The sequence below is a fragment of the Hydrogenophaga sp. 70-12 genome, from assembly GCF_001897365.1.
GTDB classification, from domain to species: Bacteria; Pseudomonadota; Gammaproteobacteria; order Burkholderiales; family Burkholderiaceae_C; genus Hydrogenophaga; species Hydrogenophaga borbori.
Window position 1 is genome coordinate 1 of sequence record NZ_MKSS01000092.1, and the last position, 17,465, is coordinate 17,465.

Annotated in this window: 18 protein-coding genes; 14 read left to right on the forward strand and 4 right to left on the reverse strand. The window is 69.8% G+C overall.

The features are described 5' to 3' along the window. Together mnmA and BGO22_RS05865 are read left to right on the forward strand one after the other, a co-directional pair. A partial coding sequence (gene mnmA, locus BGO22_RS05860; RefSeq protein WP_502686431.1) for a tRNA 2-thiouridine(34) synthase MnmA occupies positions 1 to 1,212 on the forward strand: 1,212 nt, incomplete at its 5' end. Between the two features lie 177 nt (positions 1,213 to 1,389). Next, entirely contained in the window at positions 1,390 to 3,408 is a 2,019-nt protein-coding gene (locus tag BGO22_RS05865; protein WP_286849618.1) for a sensor histidine kinase, read from the forward strand. On the opposite strand, the gene BGO22_RS05870 is transcribed toward BGO22_RS05865, so the two are convergent. Further along, positions 3,295 to 3,768 (reverse strand): NUDIX hydrolase, encoded by a 474-nt coding sequence (locus BGO22_RS05870; RefSeq protein ID WP_286849619.1) that lies wholly within the window; start codon positions 3,766 to 3,768, stop codon positions 3,295 to 3,297. The two genes, BGO22_RS05865 and BGO22_RS05870, sit on opposite strands and share 114 nt — an antisense overlap. A gap of 89 nt (positions 3,769 to 3,857) precedes the next feature. Between BGO22_RS05870 and BGO22_RS05875 the strand changes: the two genes are divergently transcribed. From BGO22_RS05875 to BGO22_RS05900, 6 genes are read left to right on the forward strand one after another with little or no spacing between them, the layout of a single operon-like run. Then, the gene (locus tag BGO22_RS05875) at positions 3,858 to 5,003 is read left to right on the forward strand and encodes a Re/Si-specific NAD(P)(+) transhydrogenase subunit alpha (RefSeq protein ID WP_070399814.1); all 1,146 of its coding nucleotides are present in this window, start codon (positions 3,858 to 3,860) and stop codon (positions 5,001 to 5,003) included. Beyond that, on the forward strand, positions 5,000 to 5,374 hold the full coding sequence (gene panD, locus BGO22_RS05880) for an aspartate 1-decarboxylase (RefSeq protein ID WP_070399815.1): 375 nt from the start codon (positions 5,000 to 5,002) through the stop codon (positions 5,372 to 5,374). The genes BGO22_RS05875 and panD overlap by 4 nt, the downstream gene beginning before the upstream one ends. A gap of 9 nt (positions 5,375 to 5,383) precedes the next feature. Further along, positions 5,384 to 5,704 (forward strand): NAD(P) transhydrogenase subunit alpha part 2, encoded by a 321-nt coding sequence (locus BGO22_RS05885; protein ID WP_070399816.1) that lies wholly within the window; start codon positions 5,384 to 5,386, stop codon positions 5,702 to 5,704. After that, positions 5,701 to 7,122: an NAD(P)(+) transhydrogenase (Re/Si-specific) subunit beta gene (locus tag BGO22_RS05890; protein ID WP_070399817.1), complete on the forward strand. Its 1,422-nt coding sequence runs from the start codon at positions 5,701 to 5,703 to the stop codon at positions 7,120 to 7,122. The genes BGO22_RS05885 and BGO22_RS05890 overlap by 4 nt, the downstream gene beginning before the upstream one ends. Positions 7,123 to 7,160: 38 nt before the next feature. Further along, complete coding sequence (locus BGO22_RS05895; protein WP_070399818.1) at positions 7,161 to 8,846, forward strand: long-chain-fatty-acid--CoA ligase; 1,686 nt, start codon at positions 7,161 to 7,163, stop codon at positions 8,844 to 8,846. Between the two features lie 14 nt (positions 8,847 to 8,860). After that, positions 8,861 to 9,613: a 5'-methylthioadenosine/adenosylhomocysteine nucleosidase gene (locus BGO22_RS05900; protein ID WP_286849622.1), complete on the forward strand. Its 753-nt coding sequence runs from the start codon at positions 8,861 to 8,863 to the stop codon at positions 9,611 to 9,613. Here the strand turns inward: BGO22_RS05900 and corA are convergent. Both corA and BGO22_RS05910 read right to left on the reverse strand, forming a co-directional pair. Next, positions 9,605 to 10,591, reverse strand: a complete 987-nt coding sequence (gene corA / locus BGO22_RS05905) for a magnesium/cobalt transporter CorA (RefSeq protein ID WP_070399820.1) — start codon at positions 10,589 to 10,591, stop codon at positions 9,605 to 9,607. The two genes, BGO22_RS05900 and corA, sit on opposite strands and share 9 nt — an antisense overlap. A gap of 194 nt (positions 10,592 to 10,785) precedes the next feature. Then, the gene (locus tag BGO22_RS05910; RefSeq protein WP_286849624.1) at positions 10,786 to 12,036 is read right to left on the reverse strand and encodes a patatin-like phospholipase family protein; all 1,251 of its coding nucleotides are present in this window, start codon (positions 12,034 to 12,036) and stop codon (positions 10,786 to 10,788) included. A 300-nt stretch (positions 12,037 to 12,336) separates the two neighbouring features. Between BGO22_RS05910 and BGO22_RS05915 the strand changes: the two genes are divergently transcribed. From BGO22_RS05915 to hprK, 4 genes are all read left to right on the forward strand, one after another. Then, positions 12,337 to 13,569 (forward strand): MFS transporter, encoded by a 1,233-nt coding sequence (locus BGO22_RS05915; RefSeq protein WP_286849626.1) that lies wholly within the window; start codon positions 12,337 to 12,339, stop codon positions 13,567 to 13,569. A gap of 147 nt (positions 13,570 to 13,716) precedes the next feature. Continuing rightward, positions 13,717 to 14,046, forward strand: coding sequence for a ribosome hibernation-promoting factor, HPF/YfiA family (gene hpf, locus BGO22_RS05920; protein WP_070399823.1), 330 nt, complete (start codon positions 13,717 to 13,719; stop codon positions 14,044 to 14,046). A gap of 143 nt (positions 14,047 to 14,189) precedes the next feature. After that, a complete protein-coding gene (locus BGO22_RS05925) occupies positions 14,190 to 14,660 on the forward strand; it encodes a PTS sugar transporter subunit IIA (protein WP_070399824.1) in 471 nt (156 codons plus the stop codon). A 13-nt stretch (positions 14,661 to 14,673) separates the two neighbouring features. After that, positions 14,674 to 15,624, forward strand: coding sequence for an HPr(Ser) kinase/phosphatase (gene hprK / locus BGO22_RS05930; protein WP_070399825.1), 951 nt, complete (start codon positions 14,674 to 14,676; stop codon positions 15,622 to 15,624). Between the two features lie 12 nt (positions 15,625 to 15,636). Here hprK and fur read toward each other — a convergent pair whose 3' ends face one another. Beyond that, on the reverse strand, positions 15,637 to 16,089 hold the full coding sequence (gene fur, locus BGO22_RS05935; RefSeq protein WP_204743653.1) for a ferric iron uptake transcriptional regulator: 453 nt from the start codon (positions 16,087 to 16,089) through the stop codon (positions 15,637 to 15,639). Positions 16,090 to 16,190: 101 nt separating this feature from the next. On the opposite strand from fur, the gene BGO22_RS05940 reads away from it, so the two are divergent. Both BGO22_RS05940 and dapB read left to right on the forward strand, forming a co-directional pair. Then, complete coding sequence (locus BGO22_RS05940; protein ID WP_070399827.1) at positions 16,191 to 16,718, forward strand: outer membrane protein assembly factor BamE; 528 nt, start codon at positions 16,191 to 16,193, stop codon at positions 16,716 to 16,718. Then, positions 16,715 to 17,465 (forward strand): 4-hydroxy-tetrahydrodipicolinate reductase (dapB, locus tag BGO22_RS05945; RefSeq protein ID WP_286849629.1); only part of this gene is annotated, 751 nt, incomplete at its 3' end. The genes BGO22_RS05940 and dapB, both read left to right, overlap by 4 nt.

Here is a 17,465-nt window from a genome sequence, read left to right on the forward strand (position 1 = left end):
GCGAAGCATCGGGTGGTGGTGGGTTTGAGCGGGGGCGTGGACTCCGCGGTGAGCGCGTACCTGCTCAAACAGCAGGGCCACGAGGTCGTCGGCATCTTCATGAAGAACTGGGAGGACGACGACGACAGCGAGTACTGCTCCAGCCGCCAGGACTGGCTGGACGCCGCCAGCGTGGCCGACGTGATCGGCATCGACATCGAGCACGTCAACTTCGCCGCCGAGTACAAGGACCGCGTGTTCGCCGAGTTCCTGCGCGAGTACCAGGCCGGGCGCACCCCCAACCCCGACATCCTCTGCAACGCCGAGATCAAGTTCAAGGCCTTCCTGGACCACGCCATGCGCCTGGGCGCCGAGAAGATCGCCACCGGGCATTACGCCCGTGTGCGCTGCGTGGCCGCCGACACGGGCGAGCCCGTGGGGTCGGACGGCACCTCGCGCGCCAGCGCGCGCGATGGCGCGGGTGTGCGGCACCAACTGCTCAAGGGCCTGGACCCGCTGAAGGACCAGAGCTACTTCCTGCACCGCCTCACCCAGGCCCAGCTCGCCAAGACGATGTTCCCGGTGGGCGAGCTGCCCAAGACCGAGGTGCGCCGCCTCGCGGCCGAGATCGGCTTGCCCAATGCCAAGAAGAAGGACAGCACCGGCATCTGCTTCATCGGCGAGCGGCCCTTCCGCGAGTTCCTCAACCGCTACATCGCCAGCGCGCCCGGTCCCATCAAGGACGAGCGCGGCCGCACCATCGGCGAACACGTGGGCCTGAGCTTCTACACCCTGGGCCAGCGCCAGGGCCTGGGCATCGGCGGCGTGCGGGCCAAGGGCGCGCAGAAGGGCGGCAGCGAGCACGAGCCCTGGTTCGTTGCGCGCAAGGACATCGCGCGCAATACCTTGTGGGCCGTGCAGGGGCACGACCACCCCTGGCTGCTGACGCCCCGCCTGCGCGCGCACGACGCGAGCTGGGTGGCCGGCGAGCCGCCGCCGGCCGGCGCCATGGCCGCCAAGACGCGCTACCGCCAGGCCGACGCGCCCTGCGCCATGGAGCCCCTGGGCGGGGCCGGTTTCGTGCTGCGCTTCGAACAGCCGCAGTGGGCGGTCACACCCGGCCAGAGCGCCGTGCTGTATGACGGCGAAGTCTGCCTGGGTGGTGGTGTGATCCTCACCGAGGCGGCCTCGGGCGACGAGGCCTACGGCCCGGCCGCGGCGCTGGCGGCCTGAGGCCCCTCCGCCCGGCGCGCATACTCCCCCCGGAACTAGTGCCGTCGCAGTATTGAGGCGGTCGCGCGCGGCCCGAATACTGGTCCCTGCTCGGTCGGCCCGCCCCCCGCGGGCCGCGCGTGTCGCGGGGTGACGATGCACGGTGGGGCGCCAGTCGGTCAGGGATGGCGGCGGGGCATGGCCTGGGTCTGGCTGTGGCTCGTGCTGCTGCCCTGCGCCGCCTCGCCACTGCCTGAGCGGGTGGCGCTGAGCGCGCCGGACAACGCCGTCGCCCTCACGCCCGAGCTGCAGTTCCTCGACAACCGCGCGCACCCCTGGCGCCCCGACGCCGCCGACGCCGCCGGCGCCGACTTCGAGCCCCTGCCGCCGGCCTGGCAAGCGGGCAACCTGGGCCAAGGCTCCTTCGACCTGTGGTTTCGCGTGGTGCTGCACGCCGGCGCCGACGCGCCCGCCCATTGGATGTGGGTGGTGGACAACGCCAACCTGGACCTGGTCGAACTCTGGTCCGGCCCGCCGGGCCAGGCCGTGCGCCTGGGCCTCAGCGGCGACAGCCTGCCGCCCGGGCGGCGCGCCCACTCACACCGCCTGCCGGTGATCCCACTCACGCTGGCGCCCGGCGCCGATACCCCGGTCTACATGCGCGTGCGCACCGACGGCATGGCCCAGCTGCCGGTCAGCCTGTGGCCGCGCGAGGCGCTGGCGCGGCAGGACCAGTGGGTCTATGGCCTGCACGGTGTCTTCTTCGGCTTGCTCGCCGGCCTGATCCTCTACAACGCCATGCTGTACTTCAGCATCCGCGATCGCGCCTACCTCTATTACGTGGGCCTGGTCAGCGCGCTGGGGGTCTGGCAGTTCGGCAACCAGGGCTTCCTGGCCCAGTACCTGTGGCCGGGCGGGGCGCTGCTGCAGCACTACGTGGTCAACCTGTCGCTGGCGCTGGGCGGCGGCCTCTTGCTGCCCTTCGCGCGCCGCTTCCTGCAGACCGCCGCGCACGCGCCGCGGCTGGACCGCGCCGCGCGCCGGCTCACCTGGGGCTGGGGCGTGGTCTTTCTCCTCAACCTGCTCCCGCCGCTGTCGCCCGGCCAGCGCCTGGTGCCCTGGGCGGTCGCCGCGACCACGCTGATGCTGGTGGCCATGGCGTTCGACGGCCTGCGCGAACGCCGCCCGGCCGCGCTGCCCTTCACCGTGGCCTGGGCCTGCCTGTGGGTGAGCGCGCTGCTCTACGTGTTCTATCGCCTGGGCTGGCTGCCGGGCCATCCCCTGGTGGTCAACGCGCTGCCCATCGGCGCCGCGCTCGAGATGGTGCTGCTGTCCTTCGCGCTGGCGGACCGCTTCCGCGTCGAGCGCCAGGCCGCCGAGCGCGCGCAGGCGGACCGCCTGCGCACCGAGCTCGAGCGCGACATGGCGCGTCGCGCCACCGACGAAAAGTCGCGCTTCCTCGCCGCCGTGAGCCACGACATGCGCCAGCCGCTCTACGCCATCACGCTCGCGGCCGAATCGCTGGAGCGCCAGCGCCCGCTGCGCTACCCGGGGCCCCTGCTGCAGCAGATGAAGGCCGGGCTGGAGACGGCCGATCGCCTGCTCGACGCGGTGATGACCGTGGCCCGGCTGGAAACCGGCTCGTTGCGGCCGCAGCCCGCGACCTTCTCGCTGGAGCCCCTGATGGAGCAGGTGGACGGCACCTTCGGGCCGCAGGCCCGGGCCAAGGGACTGCGCTGGTCGGTCACGCCCTGCCTGGCCCTGGTCAGCACGGACGCGCGGCTGCTGCAGCGCCTGGTCTTCAACCTGGTGAGCAACGCCGTGGCCTACACCGAGGCGGGTGGCGTGCTGGTGTCGTGCCGCGTGCGGCGCCGGGGCGCCTTGCTGCAGGTGTGGGACACCGGCGGTGGGCTGCCGCCGGAGCCCGAGGCGCAGGTGTTCCAGCGGCACTTCCGGGGCGAGCCCGGCACCGAAACCGACAGCGGGGTCGGGCTGGGTCTGGTCATCGTCAAGCAGACCGCGCTGCTGCTGGGCCTGGAGCTGTCGGTGCGCTCGCGCCCGGGGCGCGGCAGCTGCTTCTCGCTCTGGCTGCCGCTGGCGCCTTCAGCCACCGAACACGCTGGGGTGGGTGTGCAGCCCGTCCAGTGGCAGCCGGCGGCCGGCCAGGTGGTCCTCGATGCAGCGCAGCACCAGGGGGCTGCGGTGCCGCGCGGCTGAGGCGCGCACCTCGTCCGGCGTGAGCCAGCAGGTGCGCACGATGCCGCGGTCGAGCGCGCGGCCGGCCACGGCCTCGCCCACGGCGCCGCAGAAAGCGAAACGCAGGTAGGTGATGGACTCGTCGGCCCGCTCGAAGCGCGCCAGGTACACGCCCACCAGCGCCTCGGGCGCGAAGGGGTGCGCGGTTTCCTCCAGCGCCTCGCGCGCCGCGGCCTGCACCAGGCTTTCGCCCGGCTCCAGGTGGCCCGCCGGGTTGTTCAGGCGCAGGCCTTCGGGGGTGTGCTCTTCGACCAACAGGTAGCGGCCGTCGCGCTCGGCGAGGCAGGCCACGGTGACGCTCGGTGCCCAGCGGGAAGTCATGGGCTGCGATTATGGGCGGGCCGCCGTTCGCGACAGGCTTTCAGTTAAGCTCGCCCGTTGATTTTTGAACCGAGCGCGAGGAGACACCCATGCTCATTGGCGTACCCGCCGAAACCGTGGCGGGCGAGACCCGTGTGGCCGTGACGCCGGAGACGGCAAAGAAGCTGGTGGCCCAAGGCCATGTGGTGCGTGTGCAGGCCGGCGCCGGCCTGCACGCCAGCGCCACCGACGCCGCGTACGAAGCGGCGGGTGCGCAGATCACCGACGCCGCCGGCGCCCTGGGCGCTGACCTCGTGCTCAAGGTGCGCAGTCCGCAGGCCAGCGAACTGCCGCTGATGAAAGCCGGCGCCACCCTGGTCGGCATGCTCAACCCCTTCGACGCCGAAGGCCTGCGGGCCCTGGCCGCGGCCGGGCTCACCGGCTTCGCGCTGGAGGCCGCGCCGCGCACCACGCGCGCGCAGAGCATGGACGTGCTGTCCTCGCAGGCCAACATCGCCGGCTACAAGGCCGTGATGCTCGCGGCCAACGCCTACCCGCGCTTCTTTCCCATGCTCATGACGGCCGCCGGCACCGTGAAGGCCGCGCGCGTGGTCATCCTGGGCGTGGGCGTGGCGGGCCTGCAGGCCATCGCCACGGCCAAGCGCCTGGGCGCGGTTATCGAGGCCAGCGACGTGCGCCCCAGCGTGAAGGAGCAGATCGAGTCCCTGGGCGGCAAGTTCATCGACGTGCCCTATGAAACGCCGGAGGAGAAGGAAGCGGCCGAGGGCGTGGGCGGCTACGCCAAGCCCATGCCGCCGAGCTGGCTGCAGCGCCAGGCCGCCGAGGTGGCCAAGCGCGTGGCCATGGCCGACGTGGTGATCTCCACCGCGCTCATTCCCGGCCGCGCGGCGCCCACGCTGATCACCGAAGAGATGGTGAAAAGCATGAAGCCGGGGTCGGTGATCGTGGACATCGCGGCGGGCAAGGGGCCCGCCAATGCCGATGGCAGCGTCGGCGGCAACTGCCCGCTCACCGAAGCCGACAAGACGGTCGTGAAGCACGGCGTGACGATCATCGGCGAGACCAACCTGCCCGCGCTGGTGGCGGCCGACGCCTCCGCGCTGTACGCGCGCAACGTGCTCGACTTCCTCAAGCTCGTGCTGCCGAAGGACGCCGCGGCCGTGCAGGTGCCGCTGGACGACGACATCGTCGTCGCCTGTCTCATGACCCAAGCCGGCGAGGTCAAGCGCAAATGAGCGACACCGCCAGCCGCGTGATGCTGCGGGCCAAGCTGCACCGCGCCACCGTGACCGAAGCCGACCTGCACTACGAAGGGTCCTGCGGCATCGACGAAGACCTGCTGGACGCCGCCGACATGCGGGAGTTCGAGAAGATCGAGCTCTACAACGTCAACAACGGCGAGCGTTTCTCCACCTACATCATCAAGGCCGCGCGCGGCTCGGGCGCCATCTCGCTCAACGGCGCGGCCGCGCGCAAGGCCCATGTGGGCGACCTGCTGATCATCTGCACCTACTCGCCGGTGGCCGACAGCGCGGTGCCGGGCTGGAAGCCGCGCGTGGTGCTGCTGGGTGAAGGCAACCGCATCACCGAGATCAAGAAAACCTAGGAGCCGCCCATGGACGCCGTCTCTCCCACCCTCATCAACCTCATCATCTTCGTGCTGGCCATCTACGTGGGCTACCACGTGGTGTGGACGGTGACGCCCGCGCTGCACACGCCGCTCATGGCCGTGACCAACGCCATCTCGGCCATCGTGATCGTGGGCGCCATGCTGGCCGCCGCGCTCACCGAAACCCCGCTGGGCAAGACCATGGGCGTGCTGGCCGTGGCGCTGGCGGCCGTCAACGTCTTCGGCGGCTTCCTGGTCACGCGCCGCATGCTGGAGATGTTCAAGAAGAAAGAGAAGAAGGCCCCGGCCGCGGGAGACAAAGCATGAGCATGAACCTGGTCGTCCTGCTGTACCTGATCGCCTCGGTCTGCTTCATCCAGGCCCTCAAGGGCCTGTCGCACCCCACCACCTCCATCCGGGGCAACGTCTTCGGCATGACGGGCATGGCCATCGCCGTGCTCACCACCGCCGCGCTCATCGTCGAACTCGCGGGCGGCAAGGCCCAGGGCATGGTCTACGTGCTCGGCGGCCTGGTGGTCGGCGGCGGCGTGGGCGCTTACATGGCCAAGAAGGTCGAGATGACCAAGATGCCCGAACTGGTGGCCTTCATGCACAGCATGATCGGCCTGGCGGCGGTGTGCATCGCCGTGGCCGTGGTGGCCGAGCCCTGGGCCTTCGGCATCGCCGCGCACGGCCAGTCCATCCCGGGCGGCAACCGCATCGAGCTGGCCCTGGGCGCCTTCATTGGCGCGGTCACCTTCAGCGGCTCGGTCATCGCCTTCGGCAAGCTCTCGGGCAAGTACAAGTTCCGCCTGTTCCAGGGCGCGCCCGTCACTTTCGCCGGGCAGCACAAACTCAATCTGCTGCTGGGCCTGGCCACGGCGTTCTTCATCTTCGGCTTCTGGCATTCGCAGAGCTGGATGGACATCGTGCTGGTGATCGCCCTGGGCTTCATTCTGGGCGTGCTCATCATCATCCCCATCGGTGGCGCCGACATGCCGGTGGTGGTGTCCATGCTCAACAGCTACTCGGGCTGGGCGGCGGCGGGCATCGGCTTCAGCCTGAACAACAGCATGCTGATCATCGCCGGCTCGCTGGTGGGCAGCTCGGGCGCGATCCTGAGCTACATCATGTGCAAGGCCATGAACCGCTCGTTCATCAGCGTCATCCTGGGCGGCTTCGGCGGCGAGGCCGGCGCGGCGGCCACCAGCGGCGTGCAGCGCACCGCCAAGAGCGGCAGCGCCGACGACGTGGCCTTCATCCTGGGCAACGCCGAAACCGTGGTCATCGTGCCGGGCTACGGCCTGGCGGTGGCGCGCGCGCAGCACGCGGTGAAGGAACTGGCCGAGAAGCTCACGCACAAGGGCATCACGGTGAAGTACGCGATTCACCCCGTGGCCGGGCGCATGCCGGGTCACATGAACGTGCTGCTGGCCGAGGCCGAGGTGCCTTACGACCAGGTGTTCGAGATGGAAGACATCAACGGCGAGTTCGGGCAGGCGGACGTGGCCATCGTGCTGGGTGCCAACGACGTGGTGAACCCGCTGGCGCTGCAGAAGGGCAGCCCCATCTACGGCATGCCCATCCTGGAGGCCTACAAAGCCAAGACCGTGATCGTGAACAAGCGCTCCATGGCCGCGGGCTACGCGGGCCTGGACAACGAACTGTTCTACATGGACAAGACCATGATGGTCTTCGGCGACGCCAAGAAAGTCGTCGAGGACATCACCAAAGCCGTGGAGTGAGACCTCGCCCGCCGGGCGCACAACGAGAGGAGACCTGCATGCCGACCGCCACCGCCGACCGCCCCTGGCTCGCCGCTTACCCCGAAGGGGTGCCCGCCGACATCGACGTGAACCAGTACCCCTCGCTGGTGCACCTGATGGAGGAGAGCTTCCGGCGCTTCGGCGAGCGGACCGCCTACAGCTTCATGGGCAAGGACGTGAGCTTCGCGCAGACCGACGCGGCCTCGCAGTCCGTGGCGGCCTACCTGCAGGGCCTGGGCCTGGTGAAGGGCGACCGCGTGGCGATCATGATGCCCAACGTGCCGCAGTACCCGGTGGTCGTCGCGGGCATCCTGCGCGCGGGCCTGGTGGTGGTGAACGTGAACCCGCTGTACACCGCGCGCGAACTGGAGCACCAGCTCAAGGACTCGGGCGCCAAGGCCATCGTCATCATCGAGAACTTCGCCCGCACGCTGGAGCAGTGCATCGCGGCCACGCCGGTGAAGCACGTGGTGCTCGCGGCCATGGGCGACATGCTGGGCTTGCTCAAGGGCGGCCTGGTGAACTACGTGGTGCGCAAGGTCAAGAAGATGGTGCCGGCCTTCAACCTGCCGCAGGCGGTGCGCTTCAACGACGCCCTTGCGCGCGGCGCGCGCGGCGCGTTCAAGAGGCCCGAGATCAAGGCCGACGACATGGCCGTGCTGCAGTACACCGGCGGCACCACGGGCGTGAGCAAAGGCGCGGTGCTCCTGCACCGCAACATCATCGCCAACGTGCTGCAGTCCGAGGCCTGGAACGACCCGGTGATGAAGAAGGTCCCGGCCGGCGAGCAGCCCACCAGCGTGTGCGCGCTGCCGCTGTACCACATCTTCGCGTTCACCGTGAACATGATGCTGAGCCTGCGCGTGGGCGGCAAGACCATCCTCATCCCCAACCCGCGCGACCTGCCCGCGGTGCTCAAGGAGCTGAGCAAGCACCGCTTCCACAGCTTTCCCGCGGTGAACACGCTGTTCAACGGCCTGGCCAACCACCCCGACTTCAACACCGTGGACTGGAGCCACCTGAAGGTCTCGGTGGGCGGCGGCATGGCGGTGCAGGGCGCGGTGGCCAAGCGCTGGCTCGAGAAAACCGGCTGCCCGATCTGCGAAGGCTACGGCCTGTCCGAAACCAGCCCCTCGGCCACCTGCAACCCCACCACCAGCACCGAGTACACCGGCACCATCGGCGTGCCCCTGCCCAATACGCGCCTGAAGTGCCTGGACGACGAGGGCCGCGAGGTGCCCGTGGGCCAACCCGGCGAGATCGCGATCCACGGCCCGCAGGTGATGGCGGGCTACTGGCAGCGCCCCGACGAGACCGCCAAGGTCATGACGCCCGACGGCTACTTCAAGAGCGGCGACATCGGGATCATGGACGAGCGCGGCTACTTCAAGATCGTGGACCGCAAGAAGGACATGGTGCTGGTCAGCGGTTTCAACGTCTACCCGAACGAGGTCGAGGACGTGGTCGCGCAGTTGCCCGGCGTGCTGGAGTGCGCCGTCGTGGGCGTGCCGGACGACAAGACCGGCGAAGCCGTGAAGCTGGTGATCGTGAAGAAGGACCCGTCGCTCACCGAGGAGCAGGTGCGCGAGTTCTGCCGCGCCAACCTCACCGGCTACAAGCAGCCGCGCGTGATCGAGTTCCGCACCGATCTGCCCAAGACGCCGGTGGGCAAGATCCTGCGCCGCGAGCTGCGCGACAAGTGAAGCGCTGAGCCGGCATGACGCTTGCGCTGGTCAGCGCCCTGCCGCAGGAACTCGAGGCCGTGCTCGCGCTGCTGCCCGACGAGCAGCGCACCGCGTTCGCCGGGCGCGGCTTCTGGCGCGGCCACCTGCATGGGCAGGAGGTGGTGGCGGTGCTCTCGGGCATCGGCAAGGCGGCGGCGGCCACCACCACCGCGCTGCTGATCGCGCGCTTCGGCGCCAGCGCCGTCGTGATGACGGGCGTGGCCGGCGGCCTGGGCGCGGGCGTGAAGGTGGGCGACGTGGTGGTGGCGGCCGAACTGCTGCAGCACGACATGGACGCTTCGCCGGTCTTTCCGCGCCACGAGGTGCCGGGTTACGGGCGCTCGCGCTTCGCCACCGACGGTGCCCTGAGCGATCGCCTGGCGCGCGCCTGCGAGGCCACGCTGCGCGAGGCCCCAGCCGCGCTGGGCGCCGCGGCGGTTGAGGCCTTCGGCCTGGACGACTCGCGCGTGCACCGGGGCCTGCTCCTGACGGGCGACCGCTTTGTGTCGCGCACCGCCGAGAGCCAGGTCCTGCAGCGCGAGCTGCCGGACGCGCTGGCCGTGGACATGGAGAGCGCGGCCGTGGCCCAGGTGTGCGCGGATTTCGGCGTGCCGCTGGCGGTGGTGCGCACCATCTCCGACCGCGCCGACGACGCGGCCCACGTGGACTTCCCGCGCTTCCTCACGCAGGTGGCGAGCCGCTACAGCGCGGCCATCGTCGAGCGCCTGCTCGGCGAGTCAGCGTAGCCAACCCCTTTTCCTGAAGTAGAGCATCGGCACCACGGCCGACAGCACCATCAGCCCGATCGCCAGCGGGTAGCCGAAGCGCCAGGTCAGCTCGGGCATGAACTGGAAGTTCATGCCGTAGCTGCTGGCCACCAGCGTCGGTGGCAGCAGCGACACGCTGGCCACCGAGAAGATCTTGATGATCTTGTTCTGGTTGATGTTGATGAAGCCGACCGTGGCGTCCATCAGGAAGTTGATCTTGTCGAACAGGAAGGCCGTGTGACCGTCGAGCGAGTCGAGGTCGCGCAGGATCTGGCGCGCGTCCTCGAACTGCTCGGCGCTCAGCAGGCGGCTGCGCATCATGAAGCTCACCGCGCGGCGCGTGTCCATGACGTTGCGGCGGATGCGGCCCGACATGTCCTCGTGGCGCGCGATGGCCGACAGCGCCTCGCCCAGGGCCGAGTCGCTGGCCTCGCTCGACAGCACCTTGGCGCTCACCGTTTCCAGGTCGTCGTAGATGTCCTCCAGCGTGTCGGCGCAGTACTCGGCGTCGGCGTCGAACAGCATCAGCAGCACGTCCTTGGCGTCGTCGATCAGGCCGGGCATGCGCCGCGCGCGCATGCGCAGCAGGCGGAACACGGGCACGTCTTCGTCGTGGATGGAGAACAGCACGCCGCGGCTCTTGAGCGAGTCGTTGTGCTCGTTGAGGATGAAGGCCACGCGCACCGCGCGCGGGTCTTCGTCGTCGTCGATGAGGAAGTCGCTGCGCACGTGCAGCTCGCCGTTGTCCTCCTCGAAGAAGCGCGCCGACTCCTCGATGTCCTCGTCCATCGCGTCTTCCGGGATGGACAGGCCGAAATGCTGCTTGACCCAGCGGCGTTCTTCGGGGGTGGGGTCTTCCAGGTCGACCCAGATGGGCTTGAACTTGGCGAGCTCTTCCAGGGACTCGATCTCTTCCTGGAAGAGGCGGCCGTTGGCCAGGGTGAAGACATTGAGCATGGCGCGCTCCTGCGTGTCGGTGGCGGTCTGGCGGTGGCCGGGAATCCGGCCGGCGGGTTCGGTGGCGCTTTCAGCCAGCCGCCCGTCCAGGCCGCAGCGTCGGGGCGCTGCTCAGACGGTCGCGGGGAGGGCTGAAAGCACACGACTGGGGGGTGTGCTGTCCATCAAGGGCTCCGTGTGCAAAACGGCCGCGATTATCGCACCGGGTCTGACGCCGCGGGGCGGCCAGCGGGCGCCAGGAAGGCCTTCAGCTCGTCCTGGCGGCGCCAGGCGTCGTGCTCGCCCAGGGCCATGAGCGCGTGCACGAAGCCGGGCTCGAACAGCAGGTAGCTGGCCAGGGCGGCGGCGCTGGCATTGGCGCCGCGCCGCGTGTCCAGCGCGCCCAGGCCGATGAGCGTGTGGCGCGTGGTCACGGGCAGTTCGTTCACGTGCTTGAGCGCGAGTTCGTCGAGCGACACGCTGGGCTGGATGGCCATCACCTCCACCGGGTGGTAGGGCAACAGGGTCGAGACCTCGGGTGGCAGTCGCGCCAGGGTCTGGCTCACACGCATGGTCTGCTCCACGTCGGCCTGCAGGGTGTCGTGGAAGACGCTGGCCATGGCGTGGCCGGCGATGGTGCCCGCCGTGAGTTCGGCGGTGTCGTGCCGCCCGGCCAGGCCCGCGCGCTGCGGCTGGCCCACGCCGACGACCAGGATGCGGCGCGCGCCGAACTGGATGGCGGGCGACAGCGGCGAGAGCTGGCGCATGGAGCCGTCGCCGAAGTGCTCGCGGTGGCCGCTCACCCACAGGGGCACGGCCGGGAACAGGAAGGGAATGGCGCTGGAGGCCATCAGGTGTTCGATGGTGATGGGCTGGAACTCGGCGCGCCGCCCGGGCCGGTGCCAGGTGGGCACCGTGCTGTCGGCACGGGTCTGGCAGAAGGTCCAGTGTTCGCCGGTGGAGTAGCTCGACGCGGTCACGCCGAGCACGTCGATCGCGCCGCGCTCCAGCGCCGTCTCCAGCCCTTGCAGATCGATGTGGCGGTGCAGGGTGTTCACCAGCGGCAGGGTGTCGAGCAGGGCGCGGTGGCGCTTGACCTGGCGCGCCAGCGTCCAACCCGCGAGCACGCGACTGGCGCGCACCCAGGTGGGCGCTTCCAGGCGGTAGACCTGGTCGGAGCGCAGTTTCAGCCAGAACTCGCCGAGCGCGGGCAGCGCGGCGGCGCCATCGTCCGCGCGGCAGGCCAGGAAGCTGGCGTTGAGGGCGCCGGCCGAGGTGCCGAACAGCCAGCGGAAGGGAAAGGCCGCGCCGCCCTCGGGCCGCATGGCGGCCACGGCCTTGAGCACGCCGGCCTGGTAGGCGGTGCGCGCGCCGCCGCCCATGAGCACGAGGGCGCAGCCGTCGGCCCTGGGCCCGCCGGGGTGGCGCAAGGGAATGCTGTGGCTGAGGACGGTGTCGAGCGACATGCCGGGGCCGCGGGTCGTGCTCAGCGTGGCCGGGTGGAGGCGGCCAGCAGGGCCAGGCTGGTGCGGCGCGTGACCGGCGCGGCGAGGGGGCCATGGGTGGGGGGCATGCGGGGCTCCTGGCGAAGTCGTTCGGCCCGCTACGCTATCACGGCGATTCGGCCGGCGGCTGGGTGGGCCAAGCGATCGTCGATCGCGCGCGATGCGCCGCCAGGGCGTTGTCCACCGGCGGGAGCACAGGCGCGCGCGGGCGCCGCGACACAGCATCGGCGACACTCGGCCACCCCGCTTCGATCGCTGCCCGTGACCGATCCCTCGCCCCTCAGTTCCACGCGCGAACGCTGGCTGCTGCTCACCGTGGCCGGCATCCAGTTCACCCACATCCTGGACTTCATGATCGTGATGCCCCTGGGGCCGCAGTTCACGCGGCTCTTCGGCATCAGCGACGCGCAGTTCGGCCTGCTGGTGTCGGCCTACACGCTGTCGGCCGGCGCCTCGGGCCTGCTCGCCGCCACCTATGTCGACCGCTTCGACCGCCGCACGCTGCTGCTGTGGCTGTATGGCCTGTTCGCCCTGGCCACGCTGGCCTGCGGCCTGGCCCCGGGCTACGGCTTCCTCATGGGCGCGCGCATCGCCGCCGGCGTGTTCGGCGGCGTGCTGTCGGCGCTGGCGCAGACCATCGTGGCCGACGTGGTGCCCTTCGAGCGGCGGGGCCGCGCCATGGGCATCGTCATGTCCGCCTTCTCGTTTTCCACGGTGGCCGGGGTGCCGCTGGGTCTGTGGCTGGCCGGCTGGGCGGGCTGGCACGCCACCTTCATCGCCATCGCGATGCTGTGCGCCGTGTGCCTGGCCGGCGCCAGCCTGACCCTGCCGCCGCTGCGCGGCCACCTGCGGGCCGGCCCGCCCACGGTCTGGCGCGGCTTGGTCTCGGCGCTGGCCGAGCGCAACCACTGGCGCGCTTTTGCGATGTCGGCGCTCATGATGTTCACCGGCTTCACGGTGATCCCCTTCATCACCATCTACATGCAGGCCAACGTGGGCCTGGGCGACGCCGACATCCCCATGCTGTACCTGGTGGGCGGCGCGGTCACCCTGCTGACGGCGCGCTGGTTCGGCCGTTTGACCGACCGGCACGGCAAGGTGCCCACCTTTAGCCGCCTGGCCCTGCTCGTGGCGCTGCCGCTCATGGCCACCACGCTGCTGCCGCCGGCGCCGCTGTGGGTCGCGCTGGTCGTGTCCACCGGCTTCTTCGTGCTCATGTCGGGCCGCATGATCCCGGGCATGGCCATCATCACTTCGGCCGCCGAACCGCGCCTGCGCGGCACCTTCATGGCGCTCAACGCCGCGGTGCAGTCGGCCGCCATGGGACTGGCCTCGCTGGTCGGCGGGCTGATCATCGTGCGCGATGCCGCCGGTCGGGTGGAGCACTACTGGGTGGCGGGTCTCATCGGCGTGGCCGCCAGCTGCGCCAGCGTGGCGGTGGCGTGGCGGCTTCGCCTGCATGGCGCGCAGCAGGGGCCCGACCGCCGGTCCTGAAGGCGATCCGGAAGTCACGATTTCTGACGGTTTCGGCTTGCGTGCTCAGGGCATCGTCGGCATAGTGGGTCTCAAGCCATCCCGTGGTCGCCGGATGGCCCTGCCGCCGGCGGCCTGTGTCAACCCGGAGCAATTGGAGGCTCATCCATGAACCTGACGATCAACGGTCACGACCTCGAGGTCACTCCCGCCCTGCGCGGCTACGTCACCAGCAAGCTCGAACGCATTTCCCGACACTTCGACCAGGTCGTCGACATCCGGGTGCTGTTGAAAGTGGACAACCTCAAGGAAAAGGCCCTGCGGCAACGTGCGGAATGCAACATTCACGTGAAAGGCCGTGACCTGTTCGCCGAGAGCGCCCATGCCGATCTGTACGCCGCCGTCGATGAGTTGGCCGACAAGCTCGATCGCCAGGTGCTGCGCTACAAGACCAAGACCCAGGAACACAACCACGAAGCCGTCAAACGCCTGATGTGAAAACGGTCACAACCCGCGCCGTTGGCGGGTTCCCGGCCGTGCTGCACTGCAACAAGCCGCTTGAATTGTCAAGCGGCTTTTTTGTCCTTTTCATCTAGGCGTGGGAAAGCAGAAGCGCATAATCCGCGCCCGAAAGGGCCCCCATGAACCGACTGTCTGCCATATTGCCCGCCGCGCAGGTGCTCGTCGCCGTCGACGCCACCAGCAAAAAGCGCGCCTTCGAGGAAGCGGGCCTGCTGTTCGAAACCCTGCACGGCCTCAACCGCGCGCTCATCACCGACAGCCTGTTCGCGCGCGAGCGCCTGGGTTCCACTGGCCTGGGTCATGGGGTGGCCATTCCGCATGGCCGCATCAAAGGCCTCAAGCAGCCGCTGGCGGCGGTGTTCCAACTCGACAGCCCCATCGGTTTCGACGCCCCGGACGAGCTGCCGGTGCAGCTCATGATCTTCCTGCTGGTGCCTGAGGCGGCCACGCAGAAGCACCTGGAAATCCTGTCGGAGATCGCCGAGCTGCTCAGCGACAGCGCCTTGCGCGAGCGCATGAAGTCCTCGTCCGACGCCGGTGCGCTGCACGGGCTGATTGCCAACTGGCAGTCCGCGCACGCCGCGGCCTGAACACCGTTCTCCATTGAAACCCACCGTCGTCAGCGCCGACGTCCTCTTCGAGGACCACCGGGACACGCTGAAGTGGCAGTGGATCGCGGGCCTGGGCGCCTCCGAGCGCCGCTTCGACGAGGTGGCGATCCGCGCGGCGCGCTCGGGCGCCGACCTGGTCGGCTACCTCAACTACATCCACCCCTACCGCCTGCAGGTCATCGGTGAGCGTGAGGTGGCTTACCTCACCAGCCCCAGCACCGAGGACAACAAGCGCCGCGTGGCACGCATCGTGACGCTGGAGCCGCCGGTGCTGGTGGTGGCCGACGACAAGCCCGCGCCCGACGAACTGCTCGCCATGTGCGAGCGCGCCCAGATCCCGATGTTCGCGACCCACGAGTCCGCGGCCTTCGTGATCGACGTGCTGCGCGCCTACCTGTCGCGCCATTTCGCCGACCGCGCCACCATGCACGGCGTGTTCATGGACATCCTGGGCATGGGGGTCCTGATCACAGGCGAATCGGGCCTGGGCAAGAGCGAGCTGGGGCTGGAACTCATCTCGCGCGGCCACGGCCTGGTGGCCGACGACGCGGTGGACCTGTACCGCATCAACCAGACCAGCGTGGAAGGCCGCTGCCCCGAGCTGCTGCAGAACCTGCTGGAGGTGCGCGGCATCGGCCTGCTCGACATCAAGGCCATCTTTGGCGAGACGGCGGTGCGCCGCAAGATGCGGCTACAGCTCATCGTGCACTTGGTGCGCCGCGAGACCATGGAGCGCGACTACGAGCGCATGCCCTACGAGCCGCTGTACCAGGACGTGTTGGGCGTGCCCGTGCGCAAGGCCGTGATCCAGGTGGTGGCGGGGCGCAACATCGCCGTGCTGGTGGAGGCCGCCGTGCGCAACACCATCCTGCAGCTGCGCGGCATCGACACCTATCAGGAGTTCGTGCAGCGCCACCGCGCCGCCATGTCGCGCGACGAGTGACGAACGCCGCGCCTAGCGGTGGCCGCCGGGGACCTTGCCGGCGCTGCGGTGCGGGCAGTCGCCCTTGGTGCAGTTCGCGTAGAGCGACAGCGCGTGCTCCTGCAGCGCGAAGCCGCGCGACTTGGCCACCATCTGCTGGCGCTTCTCGATCTCCGCATCGAAGAACTCCTCGACGCGCCCGCAGTCCAGGCAGACCAGGTGGTCGTGGTGCTGGCCCTCGTTGAGTTCGTAGACGGCCTTGCCCGATTCGAAATTGCTGCGCGTGAGCAGGCCGGCCTGTTCGAACTGCATCAGCACGCGGTAGACGGTGGCCAGGCCGATGTCGCTGCGCTCGTCGAGCAGCACGCGGAACACGTCCTCGGCCGTCATGTGGCGCTGCGTGGCGTTCTGAAAGACCTCCAGGATCTTCAGGCGCGGCAGCGTGGCCTTCAGGCCGGTGCTCTTGAGGTCTTCGATGTTGGACATGGCGCTCGCTTCGGGCTCACTACAATGGCCGACCGATTATCGTCCGCCTTGCGCCGGCCGCGCCAGTGCAGGGCCAGTAGGCCCCCACCCGGGTTTTCGCCATGTCCTTCTCCAAGTTTCGAATCTCGCTCGCGCTGGCTGCCCTGCTGGCGCTGGGCGGTTGTGGCAGCGTGGCCAACTGGGTCACGCCGTACAAGATCGACATCCTTCAAGGCAATGTGATCACCCGCGAGCAGGTTGAGGCGCTCAAGCCCGGCATGCCGCGCGAGCAGGTGCGCGACATCCTGGGTTCGCCCCTGCTGGCCAGCGTGTTCCACGCCGACCGCTGGGACTATGTCTTCACCCTGCAGCGCCGGGGCCAGGAGCCCTTGCGTCGCCGCGTGACCGTGTTCTTCAAGGACGGCGTGCTCGAGCGCCACGAGGCCGACGAGCTGCCCACCGAGGCCGAGTTCGTGGCCTCGCTGGACGCGCGCCGCGACAAGAAGGCCAAGCCGCCCGCGCTCGAGGCCACCGAGCAGCAGCTCAAGGACTTCGCCGAGCGCAACAAGCCGCAGGCCCCGCCGCTGCCCGCCAGCGCGGCGCCCACGCCCGCCACCACCAACTTCCCGCCGCTGGAGTCGGGCCGATGAGCGTTGCCACCACCCCCCACCGCGTCTGTGTCGCGGGGGCCAGCGGCCGCATGGGCCGCATGCTGATCGAGGCCGTGCGCGACAGCGGCGACTGCCGGCTCAGCGGCGCGCTCGACGTGGCCGCCAGCCCCGCCATCGGACAGGACGCCGGCGCCTACGCCGGCCAGCCGACCGGTGTGCCGATCACCGCCGATCTCGCCCAGGGCCTGCAAGGCAGCGACTGCCTGATCGATTTCACCCGCCCCGAGGGCACCATGGCCCACCTGGACGCCTGCGTGGCGCAGGGCGTCAACCTGGTCATCGGCACCACCGGCTTCAGCGAGGCGCAGAAGGCCCGCATCGCCGAGGCCTCCCAGCGCATCGCCATCGTGATGGCGCCCAACATGAGCGTGGGCGTGAACGTCACGCTCAAGCTGCTGGAGATGGCGGCCAAGGCCCTGTCCACGGGCTACGACATCGAGATCATCGAGGCCCACCACCGCCACAAGGTGGACGCGCCCAGCGGCACCGCGCTCAAGATGGGCGAGGTCATCGCCGGCGCCCTGGGCCGCGACCTCAAGGACTGCGCGGTCTACGCGCGCGAAGGCGTCACCGGCGAGCGCGACCCGTCCAGCATCGGTTTCGCCACCATCCGCGGCGGCGACATCGTGGGCGACCACACCGTGCTGTTCGCGGGCACCGGCGAGCGCATCGAGATCACGCACAAGTCCGCCAGCCGCAGCACCTACGCCCAGGGCAGCCTGCGCG